The following is a 12,424-nucleotide window of genomic DNA, read 5'->3' as shown; positions in this document are numbered from 1 at the left end:
GTGTACTCCCTTAGTTTTTACGGAACATTTCAAGCATACGTTTGGTCACGGTAAAGCCACCAAAGATGTTGATGCTTGCAATCAGCACTGCGATAAATGCAAGGAAAGTGACAGCACCGTTTCCTTGCCCGATTTGCAGTAGTGCACCTACTACGATAATGCCTGAGATCGCGTTGGTTACTGACATCAGCGGCGTATGCAATGAATGCGTGACGTTCCAAACGACGTAGTAACCCACCACACAAGCCAATACGAACACGGTAAAGTGACCGAGGAACGCAGCTGGCGCGACTGATGCAATCCACGCAAATGCGCCGACACCAACAGCCAAACCCACCAGTTTTTTCACCGGTGAAACAGGTTTCTCTTCTTTCTTCTCTTTTACCGGCTGTGCTTTCGCTTGCTGCTGAGGTTGCGCTGACACCTGAATCGGTGGCGCAGGCCAAGTAATCTCACCCGCTTTCACCACGGTGACACCGCGCAACACGACATCATCAAAGTTGATATCGATGTTGCCGTCTTTCTCTTTGCAGAGCAGTTTCAGCAGGTTTACAAGGTTGGTTGCGTACAACTGAGATGATTGCGTTGGCAGACGACCAACCATGTCGGTGTAGCCAATCACTTTGACGCCATTGGGGGTGACAAACACTTCATCTTTGACGGTGTATTCACAGTTACCGCCGTTGGCTGCGGCCAAATCCACAATCACACTACCCGGCTTCATGCTGTCGACCATCGCCTTGGTCACCAGTTTTGGCGCAGGTTTGCCAGGGATCAGTGCCGTGGTGATGATGATATCAACGTCTTTCGCTTGCGCGGCGTACAGTTCAGCCGCTTTCTTGTTGAAGTCATCCGACATCTCTTTTGCGTAACCGTCGCCAGAGCCAGAGTTTTCCTTGTAATCCACTTCAAGGAACTCAGCGCCCATCGACTGTACTTGTTCTTTCACTTCTGGACGAACGTCGAATGCGCGAACAATGGCACCGAGGCTACCGGCAGCGCCGATCGCCGCAAGGCCAGCAACGCCAGCACCCGCAACGAATACTTTCGCCGGTGGGACTTTACCTGCCGCAGTGATTTGGCCGGTAAAGAAGCGACCGAATTCATGCGCCGCTTCAACGACCGCACGATACCCGGCAATATTGGCCATGGAAGACAAAGCATCCAGCGCTTGAGCGCGTGAAATACGTGGCACGCAATCCATCGCCATCACGTTGATGCTTTTCACGGTGAGTTTTTCCATCAGTTCAGCATTTTGCGCCGGCCAGATGAAGCTAATTAGTGTTGCGCCTTCCTTGAGCAAAGAAATTTCATCAACTTCTTCGTTGCTGACAGGTGCATTCACTTTTAAGACGATGTCCGATTGCCATACGTCATCTTTACTCGCCATGGTCGCGCCCGCTGCTTGATAAGCAGCATCTTCGAAACTGGCCAGCGATCCTGCCTGAGATTCGATAACGACCTCAAACCCTAGCTTAATGAGCTGTTCAACCGACGAGGGGGAAGCAGCGACTCGCGTTTCTCCTGCGAGTATTTCTTTTGGTACACCAATTTGCATAGCAGTTCCTTGACTATTGGCACAATGATTATTCTGTTTTTATCTAACGACTCACCTAACTTCAAGCTCTTTGTTATATAAATACACACTTTCTTTGCTTACTACGTGAGGTAGTAAAGGATTCTGTTGAACCGAGGCGCGGAATACAACAGCACATCAACTCAGCAGAGGTCAAACCAGTATAGACAAATATCTATAAAAACAGGAATTTGCAAAGTACACAAAAAAACAAAAGAGCCATCAGCATATCGACTTATGGCCCTTTTATTTATGATTTCTGTCAACGACTGGATGAGTTAAGAGAAGATCTTTCCACCCATTTGATCAATGAACATTTGCGCTTTTTTCAGCATCAATTCTTTGGCGTCGTCCTTACTGGGCACGACGTCTGAACGAATGAAGCGATGGGTTTGCAATTCGCCATCAACCTCTTTGGTGATGCGTCCGGCAATGCGATACTGGCCACCTTCTGAAATCGGCTCTTGGTAAATGAGAAAGCCTTTGTATTCAACCGGTTGAACCACTTCGATTTGATTTTCTGACTTACCGCCAAATAAACGAGAAAACAGTCCCACAATAACTCCTTTGGGTAATTCAATTTAATGCTGGTTTTTATGCCCGATAATCGGCTTTTCGTACCATTCAAGTTCCGCGTCTTCATCAAAACGCGTTTGGGCAATCACCACCGGAACCTCGTCATCATCACGATTTTTACGACGATCGTCCACGATCATTGACTCGGCGGCTTGCACGGCAGTCTGCGCCCGTTTCTTCAATACCACCAAACGGGCTTCCGGCAGTGCCGACAGGAAATCGACATCATGACGAATGTAGATCGGACGAATCTGACTGAGCGCCAAGCAGGCGAGATCCGCCAGTTGCTCGTTGGAATAGTTGTCTACGTATTGGTCCTGGGCCAACACTTGGCCAACCAGAGTTTCCATGTAGTTGTGAACATCAACGCTGATTTGCATCGTTACTCTCCTGATCGCGAAGTCTCGCGGTTTTCTTCCCCCACTTCAACAGCATCATTACTCAACGCATTCGCTGTATGAAGCGGTTTGAAGGGTATTCAAGGCCTGATAAGGTATCTGGCTACACTAGCCAACAGTTAATGGATAGGCAATGAATGTCGTATATCCTAGATAAAATCTATGGCTAACCGCTCGCTTTTACGCCTTAAGTTTAGCAAAAGGCTTGGAAAATCATTAAATCGAAGTATGCTAGCCCACATAACTATTTTTTAAATTGTCATTATGTCAAATGGCTAGTTGTTAGAACATGTCATCGAGTCTAGTTACCTCGTATTGGTTTCGGTTTGCGTTCCCGATCATTTTGCTGTGCGCATTGTGGTTTGGAATGAATAACGTCATTCTGGTTACCCGCTCAAACTTGGGTTTTGCGGGCAATCTTCCTTACGTGCTATTTATCGCGGCGATTGCGATTGCCCATCTGTTCAAACAGAGTCGTATGGCGATGGTCGCCAGCGCGATGTTGATCTGTTATTGGGTCATTCAGTACCGGTTACAAACCCCACTCAGCTCAGGATCGACGTTGCTGGAGTTATCGCTGTTGGCGATTTTGCTCCCCGTGGCGTGTTTGTTGAGCTACGCATTCAAGAATGGCGGTTTATTCAGCCGTGGTTTTGCTACGTATCTGGGTATTCTTGCCATGTTTGGTGTGTGGTGTTTTCTCATCATCACGCAATACGAATCGGGCGGCTTCGCACAATTAAGTGAAGGTCTGCTTTATTCCGTCGATCAGGTCTCGAAACTGCCCTTCATTTTGGTGTTGTATCTCGCGGCATTGGTCGGGGTAACCAGCATTTTTGTATTGACCAAAAATCGCTTGATGGATGTGGTGATCTACACCTCGATTCTGCTTGCCGCCAACACCTTCATATTTTTCCAGATTCAGTATGTGTCGAGCACGATGTTTTCGCTCGCCGGTGTGTTACTGATCCTGTATTTGCTGTCGGCCAGCTATGAGATGGCGTTTAACGACCGACTGACGCAGTTGCCGGGGCGTCATGCACTAGAATTGGATATGCGCCACTTAGGCCGCAAGTTCACCGTGGCGATGGTGGATGTGGACCATTTCAAAAGCTTTAACGATTCGTATGGCCACGAAACGGGTGATGATGTATTGAAGTTGGTTGCGGCTCGTTTGCGCATGGTGCAAGGGCGTGCAAAGGTGTATCGCTACGGCGGTGAAGAATTTACAGTGCTGTTCAAAGGTAAAACCGCGGAACAAGCGATGGATTATCTCGAGCTATTACGTGCGGATATCGAAGCGTACGACTTGGTGATTCGTAATCTGGAATCTCGTCCTAAAAATGACAAAGATGGCGCCAAACAGCGCTCGGATTCAAAGCGCATGTCGGTCAACATCACGGTGAGTATCGGTTTGTGCGACAGCACCTTACAACGAGACCCCAATGAAGCGTTGAAGTTCGCTGACCAAGCTTTGTACGCCGCGAAAAAAGCAGGCCGAAACTGCGTGAAAAATGCCGGTTAATCCTGATTAAAGAACAGCACAATACTGCCCCCTTTGAATGCACTGCCGTAATTCAGAGACAACCCAATCCCGATGTTATCGATAAAGCTGATTTCAAACGGCGGCGTCATCAACCAACCCACACTCGCTTCGTAGTACATGGACGTACCCAGCGGTTGTTGAATATCACTCCCTACATCCACACGTCTTAAGCTGGAATAGATTGACTGCACTGAGCGGCCAACTTGAGAAAAGTCGTAGACGCCTGTGATGGTGTTAGCGATATACCACCCTTCTGGATGACCAATGTCCCCTTGGTTCGCATCGCCCCAGCCATAGCCGTAAAAATAGTGCCATGAGGAAGAGACATTCCAGCGCCCCCAACTTTCTTCGGCTTGATATTTGAGTTTAAAGTGCGGTTCGTAAACATTCGCCCATGCGGTGGTGTTAAACAGCAGATTATCGAGATATGGCGCCACTTGCTTGCCCGTCGGGCTGTTGTAATCAAGCGTGTTCTCGTAGCGCAGCAGATGCACGCCAAATCCCGGTTCAAACGACCAATGTTCATTGAATGTGTGGCGAAAGCGATACGCCGCGTACAAATCAACAATCACTTGGCGAAAGTCATCTTTGGGCTCATCGGCGGCAAACTGCAGCGTCTCTTCCGTCACCATGCCGGATAATCGCAGCAATACACTGTGCTGATTTATCGCGTCTGGATCGCTCAGTTCAAAGGTATACGGCAATGTCGAGACCGCATATTTTTTACGGTTGTCGATGGAATCTTCCGTGCCCCAGTTTTCGTTGTCCGTATTGAGAAACTCATTGGGGTCAAAATCGCTGATCCCCACGGTAAACACATCACTGTCGCTCAGCACAATCGTGGCTGCGAAGCTGTTTTCCAAAAAATTCTGAATCGACGCATACCCGGCATGACCCCACGACGAATACAAACACAGGGCGCTAATTGCGGTGAATCGATAAAGGGAATTGAGCATACGTCGCCAGTGATCAGTCTTCGGTTGAATATATCGGTTATGTTAGTTCATCCCGAGCACGGGCGGTATCAAAGTTTATCCGTATGTCGCCCAGTTGAGAACTCGATCCACTCCATATGATTCATCGCTTCAATCTTTTGATTTGTGTCAAATTTCCTTAATCAACTTGTATATAAATGAATAAAAACGCAATAAGTAGTTACTGAGTGAATGTTCAGTACTAGTATTAAATAAGCCGTCTCTGAGTTGTGAGTGTCAAGGAGGACATTTGGCTGTTAATCAAGATGTTCCGTCGATATATGGTAAATGGATGCGCTTTGTATCACTTCGCCCGATTGTCATTGCCCTCGCCTGGCTGATCCTTTGGCGCGCTGCTGCGCTGATGGAATATGAACCCCACGTGAGTATTTGGTTTCCGCCAGCTGGGGTGACATTTGCGATATTTCTGGTCCTGGGCTGGTCTTATCTTCCCGTTCTCATGTTCTGTTCGATTGCGGCCACCTTTTGGGAAAATAGCATGTACGGCTCGCAACAACCGTTCACTACCCTCGTTTCAACCGGGTTGTTGTTTGCCGCGATCCACAGTTTTTCCTATTGGCTCGGCGCTGCGCTCCTCAAACAGATCAGTTCGCAGCAAGATAGTGTGAAAATCCCCAATCTGATTCTGACGTTTCTGATCCTGTCGGTCTGTTCATCGTTGGTTGCGGCGGTCGGCGGTTCTACGGCGCTCGCGATCACTGGCATTATTGAGTATGGCGACATCATGGACCTTTGGGTGCCTTGGTGGGTGGGCGATTTGATTGGCGTTGTGGTGATTACCCCGATTGTAGTGTCTGTGCTGGGGGCATTTTATCCATCAGAAGGTCGCTGGATTACCAAACATTTCAAACCGCTGATTGATGATGCGCCCAAAGCGCCGTTTATCTATAAACTGATGACAGCCAGTGCGATATTGTTCGTGATCAGCATTCTGGTGAGTGCGTACCCCACATCGCAAATCGTCTTTATGGTCTTCTTCCTCGGCATTGCGCAAATGTGGATTGTGTTTACGGAAACCGCAACTCGTTCATTCGTGAGCTTAGCGCTGTTGAGCACGCTTACGGCCGTGTTTGTCGATGTCTTGGGGCTTTCCGATCGCGCCATGGTGTATCAATTCACCATCTATTTGCTCGCCGCCAATACCTATTTTGGGTTGTGGGTGCCCCACATTCTGGTGGACAACCAGAAACTCCGTCGCCTTTCAGAGCAAGACATTCTGACGGATGTACAAACGCGCCAATTCTTCATTCGCAATGTGCATGACGAAGTGATACGCGCGCGCCGCTACAACCAGCCGGTCTCGATGGTGCTGTTTGATGTCGATAACTTTAAGGCAATCAATGACAACCATGGCCACATTGTCGGCGACAAAGTGTTGATTGCGATAGCCAACTTGGTCAAACAAGAAATTCGACCGTCAGACAAAATTGGTCGCTTTGGCGGTGATGAATTCATGTTGCTTTTGCCCGGCGATGATTTATCAGGTGCGATTCGAGTGGCCGAGCGTTTGCGTCAGGCCATTGGGCATCTCTATATCGATGATTTTGGTGACATTGTCACGTGCAGCTTTGGCGTGACCGAAATGAAAAGCAACGACAACTTTGTTTCCGCGTTTGAACAGGCCGATAAGCTGCTGTTGGCTGCGAAAAAAGAAGGCCGCCATCGCGTGAAGTCCTAAGCACAACGCTATCTGATGCCGTCATAAATATTATCGCCGTAGCAAACATCATTGCAGCAGTAAACATCATTGCAGCAGTAAAAAAGGAGCCATTTGGCTCCTTTGCTTTTGAAGGGTTGTTTGGATGCAGTGCTCGCGGCGGCGTTAATCCGAATCACCCTTGGCAAAGCAGCGCTGTGACAACACGATGTGGTGTTGGTTTAAAGCGTCAAACTGCTCTGTCTTGACCAATTCGGTCACCTGCGACAAATCAATGCGGCTGGAATCGTATAACACGGCGCACAACGCGTCACCAGCCAACAGGTGATGTTGCTCGCCATAGTCGGTATAACGCGATGAACCCAACGAAATCAACATACGCTTGGGGTAACCTGCCTCTGCAAGTAACGCCGCGATGCTGTGCAAGGCACCTTCGTTTTTCTGCTGATTGATCTGTTCAATCAGCCAAGAAATCAACTGCTCATAGCAATAACTGTAGTCGCTCAGCGACACATCATGGCCACACGCAGCCCAACGTCCATCGCGAGCATGAAAACTACAAAACCGATATTTGCCCAAACCGTCCGCAGCGCTGAAACTGCTCAATGGCCAAGCGTTGGGCGCAATCCCTTTTGACGCCATGCCCCAGTTTTTCTTTTCAGCCAACTTGCTCACAACGGCATTGCGATGGGTTAAATCGTTGAGTAACGTCATCGATTCTGGCACCAAGCCCAGCACCGACGTGCCGAGATATTTCACCGTCACGACCAGCGCAATTTCGGGCTCCATCTGCACTTTTGCATTCACATCCGATGGAAATAATACGGTATCAAACGAGTACGGATTAACAGCAAGATAAGGTTCCGTGGCATTCGGCACAAAGAAGGGAAACAGTGCCTGCGGGCGACTGGCATCCACCGCGCCCTGCAACGCATTAGCCTCCCCGGTTTGCTGTAAATGACCCGCGAAATTACCGGCGATCCCGAGCCCGAATAACGGGACTTTTTGATGACTATTTGAACTCAATGCTTCCTCCATGAAGTTCTATACGTTACGACGTCACGGCTAAGCCGCGTAAAATCACATCAACCAGAAACTGCTGCGCCTGTTCAAACTCTTCTTCAGACATCGGCGCGCCTTTGATGAGCTGAATTTCGGTATCAAAGTCTGCGTAAAACTGCGTCGCGCCCCAAATCAAAAACAGCAAATGCAACGGATCAACCGGGCGAATTAAGCCCTGTTCGACCCACGCGTTGATCACACTCGCTTTGCCTGCTGCCCAGTTGACGACCGGAAACTGAATTTCATCACGAATCACCGGCGCGCCCTGAATAATCTCTTGAGCGAAGATCTTCGACTCTTGAGGATGCGTTCGGCTGTAGCGCATTTTGCCGACGATATAATTGCGCAGCACCGCTTGTGGCGAACTGTCGATGGCACTTTCTGAAAAACCTTCATTCCACAGCGTGAGAATGTCTTGCAATAACGCTTTATACAGCCCGGTTTTGGACTTGAAGTAATACAGAATGTTGGCTTTGGGCAAATTCACTCGGTCAGCAATCGCCTGAACTGATGTGCCTTTGTAACCATGTTTGACGAACTCATCAGCGGCGGCCTGCAAGATTAATTCCTGATTGCGGCGGCGAATTTCTCCGGAGATTGAGCGTTTCTGCGGTCTCAGTTCCGTATCCAAGTGAACTCCTTTCATATTGGCCCTTTATTACAGTAATCAATGCTTATGCACCGCTTGTCAAGCGTCGAAATATGCACTCTTTTTAAGCAGTTGCACATTTATGGGTCAGTACCGTGATACGCCATCCCCCTCACGCCTTATCCCGACAAGATTTGAACACTTGGTCAAGTTTTTGCATTTACCCTTTCGAAAAAAAATAGAAAGGAATCTGCTCAACATGACTACACCACTTCTCGAACTGTGGAATCTCAGTAAGTTTTTCCCGGGTGTCGTGGCGAATGACAAAGTGAATCTCAAACTGTTTCCCGGCGAAATTCTTGCGTTGCTGGGTGAAAATGGCGCTGGCAAGTCCACGCTGGTGAAAATGATTTACGGGATCAACGCACCCAGTGAAGGTGCAATTTTATGGAACAATCATGAAGTCAGCATGACATCCCCCAATCAGGCCCGCGCCATGGGAATTGGCATGGTGTTCCAGCACTTCTCTGTGTTTGAAACCCTGACGGTGTTAGAAAATATCCAGTTGGGGCTAGATAAAGAATTTCTCGACTCTTTGGATGATTTACGCCAAACCATTATCGAAAAAAGCGAACAATATCAGTTGCACGTGGACCCGGATCGTTACGTTCACAGCCTGAGTATCGGCGAGCGCCAACGGGTTGAAATTTTGCGTTGTTTGATTCAGAACGTAAAACTGCTGATCCTCGATGAGCCAACCTCGGTACTGGCCCCGCAGGAGATCGAAGGGTTGTTTACCGTGCTCAATCAACTGGCGTCTGAAGGCTGCGCGATTTTGTTCATCAGCCACAAGCTAAAGGAAGTCACCACGCTTTGTCATCGCGCTGTGATACTGCGTGGCGGCAAAGTGACGGGGGAATGCAACCCTGCCCGCGAAACGCCCAATTCAATTGCGCGCATGATGGTTGGCGATGAAACCCAATTGTCAGAAACGTACCCAAAAACTGCCAGTGAAGCGGTGGTGATGCGCACAGTCGATCTGTCACTCGCGCCGTCTCATCCGTTTGGATGCAGCTTAAAGCACATTAATCTTGAGCTTCGCAGTGGCGAAATCTTTGGTTTGGCGGGCGTGGCGGGCAATGGTCAGGAAGACTTGTTGGCCGTGCTGAGCGGCGAAGACACGCGCGCCGATAAAGACGCGATCCAGTGGCAAAATACGCCGATTGGACATTTGCATGCAGGACGCCGCCGCCAACTGGGCTTAGCCTATGTCCCGGCCAATCGCTTGGGACAAGGTGCCGTGCCGGAGATGAGTTTAGAAGAGAATACCCTGCTGACGCATGCGCGCTCACTTTGTCGCAGCGGTGTGATTCAATTTCCCAAACTCAAAGCCATGGCCCAAAAACTGATTCAAACCAATCAGGTCAAGTGTCGCAATGAGCAGTCGCAAGCGAAAAGTTTGTCGGGCGGGAATCTGCAAAAATTCATCATGGGGCGTGAAGTGGCACAAGCGCCGCGTGTGTTGATTTGTGCGCACCCGACTTGGGGCGTCGATATTGGTGCGGCCAGCGCGATCCATCGACAGTTGATTGCATTGCGCGACCAAGGTGCTGCCATTCTGGTGGTGTCTGAAGATATTGATGAGCTGTTCGTGCTTTGCGATCGCCTCGCCGCGATTTATGAGGGCCACGTTTCGTCGGCGGTAAAAACGGCGGACACGTCCATTGATCAAATCGGTGAGTGGATTGCAGGCGGCTTTATGGCGTCGCAGGAGGTGGCCCATGCTTAACGTGCAACCTCGTCTGGAAAGTTCAAAGTTGATGATGTGGCTCTCGCCGTTCATCGCTGTGACCTTAACGCTCGCTGTTTCCAGTGTGCTGTTTGTGTGGCTAGACGTCAGCCCGGTGAAAGCGTTTCAAGTGTTTGTGATGATGCCCTTTTCCGACAGCTACAACTTGGGCGAATTACTGGTGAAATCCGCGCCGTTGATGCTGTGTGCCGTGGGTTTAGCGCTCTGTTATCGTGCCAACATCTGGAATATTGGCGCGGAAGGCCAGTTATTGATTGGCGCCGTGGCGGCAAGTGCGGTCGCGGTGAACGCCGATGACACCTCAGGAATTGGTATGCTGCTGGCGACCTTAATTGCGGGCATGGCTGCAGGCGCTGGCTGGGCTGCAATCCCGACATGGCTGAACCGCCGTTTTCACACCAACATCATTCTCACCACCATCATGCTCAACTATATCGGTTTGTATGTGCTGCTGTGGGCGGTGCATGGCCCGCTTCGCGATCCACAAGGGTTTGGCTTTCCTGAATCCCAAATGTTTGCCGATGCAGCGCTGCTACATCCGTTGTTTGACAGCGGACGCGCATCAGCGTCGATCATTGTTGCGGTCGTGATTGCTTTGGTTTCGGGTGTTGTGTTGTTCAAAACCCTGCCCGGCTTTCAATTACGCGTGCTCGGTTCTGAGCGTGCGGCTGCCAAATACGCCGGTTTTTCAGAGCATCGCCTCGTTTGGGGCGTGATGTTGTTTGCTGGCGCATTGGCAGGTTTTGCGGGCGCTGCCGAAGTCGCGGGCCCGATTGGTCAACTGGTGCCGTCCGTTTCGCCGGGCTATGGCTACGCAGCCATTATCGTGGCCTATTTGGGGCGTTTGAATCCGATCAGTGTGATTGTCGCATCGCTATTTATGGGCGCGCTCTATATGGGAAGCGATCTGGCACAAATCGAACTCGGACTACCAACTGCGGTCACCGGGCTTTTCCAAGGCACGCTGCTGTTTTTCCTGCTGGCGTGTGATTTTCTGATTCACTATCGCTTTGTCCCCAAAAGCGCGTTACGGGCGCCCGCTCAAACCACACTTGTTGACGAAAAAGGAGCTGCATAATGGATGCGTTATTGATTCAATCGCTGTGTATTGCGGCACTGAAAACTGGAACCCCGTTACTCATCATCGCATTGGGCGAGTTGATTTGTGAAAAAACGGGCGTATTGAATTTAGGCCAAGAAGGTATGATGTTGATGGGCGCGATGGCAGGCTTCGCGGGCGCCTATTTCTCCGGCAGTTTATTAGTTGGCATTCTGGTTGCCATGTTGGCTGGTATGTTGATGGCGTTGCTGTTTGGCGTCCTGACCTTAACTCTGAGCACCAATCAGGTGGCGACTGGGCTGGCATTAACCATCTTTGGCACGGGTCTCAGTGCGTTTCTTGGCGGCAGCTTAGTCGGTTCGACAATCGTCGGCTTCAAAGCGATGCCGATCCCACTGCTGAGTGACATTCCGTTCATTGGCCCATTGCTGTTCAATCATGACTTGCTGGTCTACCTCAGCTTCGTGTTGGTCGTTGGCGCTTGGTGGGTGCTGCACAAGACGCGTGCGGGGCTGATTATTCGCGCGGTTGGCGAAAATCCTCACTCAGCCAATGCGCTTGGCATTGAGGTGATTAAAGTTCGTTACATTGTCACCTTAATCGGAGGCGCGCTGGCAGGTTTGGCTGGCGCGTATATGTCCCTCGCCTACACGCCAATGTGGATGGAGAACATGACCGCAGGCCGCGGCTGGATTGCGCTGGCTTTGGTAGTGTTCGCGTCGTGGCGAATTGGCTATCTGGTTTTGGGCGCGTATCTGTTCGGCTTCACTTCAATCATGCATTTGATGATGCAAGGTGTGGGCGTGGATATTTCACCGAACCTCTTAGCGATGACGCCATATGTGGCAACAGTTGTGGTGATGGTACTGCTCAGTTCAAATGAGCTGCGCCAGAAGCTAGCGACGCCGATGAGTTTAGGCAAGCCATTCGATCCCAAACGTCACTAGTTGTATCGTCAAGAAGTTTCCATCGTCATGACGTTCCATTGTCATTGAAACCAAAACGTCACGACATGAGGAAGCCCGCACTGCGGGCTTTTTTTATTTTTATCGCGGCTGATTTAAGCTGCATCAAATGTGTGCACATCATGAATCACTAAGCACCAAAATTACGCATTCTCCCATCATGTCCAACGCATGTTGTCCCTGCTTGAAG

Annotated in this window: 11 protein-coding genes; 5 read left to right on the top strand and 6 right to left on the bottom strand. The window is 49.9% G+C overall.

Translation table 11 applies throughout. From position 1 onward, the window contains the following. Window positions 1–10: 10 nt before the first annotated feature. The 3 genes from ACS18Q_RS18465 to ACS18Q_RS18455 form a co-directional block, all read right to left on the bottom strand. Window positions 11–1,558, bottom strand: coding sequence for a Re/Si-specific NAD(P)(+) transhydrogenase subunit alpha (locus ACS18Q_RS18465; protein WP_004728135.1), 1,548 nt, complete (start codon window positions 1,556–1,558; stop codon window positions 11–13). A 296-nt stretch (window positions 1,559–1,854) separates the two neighbouring features. Next, a complete protein-coding gene (locus ACS18Q_RS18460) occupies window positions 1,855–2,133 on the bottom strand; it encodes an HlyU family transcriptional regulator (protein WP_004728134.1) in 279 nt (92 codons plus the stop codon). Between the two features lie 24 nt (window positions 2,134–2,157). Continuing rightward, entirely contained in the window at window positions 2,158–2,532 is a 375-nt protein-coding gene (locus tag ACS18Q_RS18455; RefSeq protein ID WP_055465275.1) for a late competence development ComFB family protein, read from the bottom strand. Between the two features lie 307 nt (window positions 2,533–2,839). On the opposite strand from ACS18Q_RS18455, the gene ACS18Q_RS18450 reads away from it, so the two are divergent. Then, on the top strand, window positions 2,840–4,075 hold the full coding sequence (locus tag ACS18Q_RS18450) for a GGDEF domain-containing protein (RefSeq protein WP_038152123.1): 1,236 nt from the start codon (window positions 2,840–2,842) through the stop codon (window positions 4,073–4,075). Here the strand turns inward: ACS18Q_RS18450 and ACS18Q_RS18445 are convergent. Next, window positions 4,072–5,052 (bottom strand): Solitary outer membrane autotransporter beta-barrel domain, encoded by a 981-nt coding sequence (locus ACS18Q_RS18445; RefSeq protein WP_004728131.1) that lies wholly within the window; start codon window positions 5,050–5,052, stop codon window positions 4,072–4,074. The two genes, ACS18Q_RS18450 and ACS18Q_RS18445, sit on opposite strands and share 4 nt — an antisense overlap. A 268-nt stretch (window positions 5,053–5,320) precedes the next feature. Between ACS18Q_RS18445 and ACS18Q_RS18440 the strand changes: the two genes are divergently transcribed. After that, a complete protein-coding gene (locus ACS18Q_RS18440; RefSeq protein WP_238770910.1) occupies window positions 5,321–6,769 on the top strand; it encodes a sensor domain-containing diguanylate cyclase in 1,449 nt (482 codons plus the stop codon). A gap of 144 nt (window positions 6,770–6,913) precedes the next feature. Here ACS18Q_RS18440 and ACS18Q_RS18435 read toward each other — a convergent pair whose 3' ends face one another. Then, complete coding sequence (locus ACS18Q_RS18435; RefSeq protein WP_441258185.1) at window positions 6,914–7,774, bottom strand: DUF5718 family protein; 861 nt, start codon at window positions 7,772–7,774, stop codon at window positions 6,914–6,916. Window positions 7,775–7,799: 25 nt separating this feature from the next. Further along, window positions 7,800–8,441 carry a TetR family transcriptional regulator C-terminal domain-containing protein gene (locus tag ACS18Q_RS18430; protein ID WP_004728128.1) on the bottom strand — a complete coding sequence of 214 codons (642 nt, stop codon included), beginning with the start codon at window positions 8,439–8,441 and terminating at the stop codon, window positions 7,800–7,802. 217 nt (window positions 8,442–8,658) lie between these two features. Between ACS18Q_RS18430 and ACS18Q_RS18425 the strand changes: the two genes are divergently transcribed. Genes ACS18Q_RS18425 through ACS18Q_RS18415 form a run of 3 tightly spaced genes read left to right on the top strand, consistent with a single transcriptional unit; the run spans window position 8,659 to window position 12,216 of the window. Continuing rightward, a complete protein-coding gene (locus ACS18Q_RS18425) occupies window positions 8,659–10,188 on the top strand; it encodes an ABC transporter ATP-binding protein (protein ID WP_441258184.1) in 1,530 nt (509 codons plus the stop codon). After that, window positions 10,181–11,287 (top strand): ABC transporter permease, encoded by a 1,107-nt coding sequence (locus ACS18Q_RS18420; RefSeq protein ID WP_154179891.1) that lies wholly within the window; start codon window positions 10,181–10,183, stop codon window positions 11,285–11,287. Before ACS18Q_RS18425 ends, ACS18Q_RS18420 begins: the two co-directional genes overlap by 8 nt. Continuing rightward, window positions 11,287–12,216 carry an ABC transporter permease gene (locus tag ACS18Q_RS18415; protein WP_020328574.1) on the top strand — a complete coding sequence of 310 codons (930 nt, stop codon included), beginning with the start codon at window positions 11,287–11,289 and terminating at the stop codon, window positions 12,214–12,216. Before ACS18Q_RS18420 ends, ACS18Q_RS18415 begins: the two co-directional genes overlap by 1 nt. Window positions 12,217–12,424 lie beyond the last annotated feature (208 nt).

Origin of the sequence: Vibrio sp. Vf1514 (genome assembly GCF_052076135.1) — a bacterium.
Lineage (GTDB): Bacteria > Pseudomonadota > Gammaproteobacteria > Enterobacterales > Vibrionaceae > Vibrio > Vibrio furnissii.
This window is presented reverse-complemented; position numbering and strand designations above follow the sequence as displayed.

What these genes read in the sequence shown, in the direction of transcription:
- ACS18Q_RS18465 (WP_004728135.1), bottom strand. Translation starts at nt 1,558, where the DNA reads ATGCAAATTGGTGTACCAAAAGAAATACTCGCAGGAGAAACGCGAGTC.
- ACS18Q_RS18455 (WP_055465275.1), bottom strand. Translation starts at nt 2,532, where the DNA reads ATGCAAATCAGCGTTGATGTTCACAACTACATGGAAACTCTGGTTGGC.
- ACS18Q_RS18450 (WP_038152123.1), top strand. Translation starts at nt 2,840, where the DNA reads ATGTCATCGAGTCTAGTTACCTCGTATTGGTTTCGGTTTGCGTTCCCG.
- ACS18Q_RS18445 (WP_004728131.1), bottom strand. Translation starts at nt 5,052, where the DNA reads ATGCTCAATTCCCTTTATCGATTCACCGCAATTAGCGCCCTGTGTTTG.
- ACS18Q_RS18425 (WP_441258184.1), top strand. Translation starts at nt 8,659, where the DNA reads ATGACTACACCACTTCTCGAACTGTGGAATCTCAGTAAGTTTTTCCCG.
- ACS18Q_RS18420 (WP_154179891.1), top strand. Translation starts at nt 10,181, where the DNA reads ATGCTTAACGTGCAACCTCGTCTGGAAAGTTCAAAGTTGATGATGTGG.
- ACS18Q_RS18415 (WP_020328574.1), top strand. Translation starts at nt 11,287, where the DNA reads ATGGATGCGTTATTGATTCAATCGCTGTGTATTGCGGCACTGAAAACT.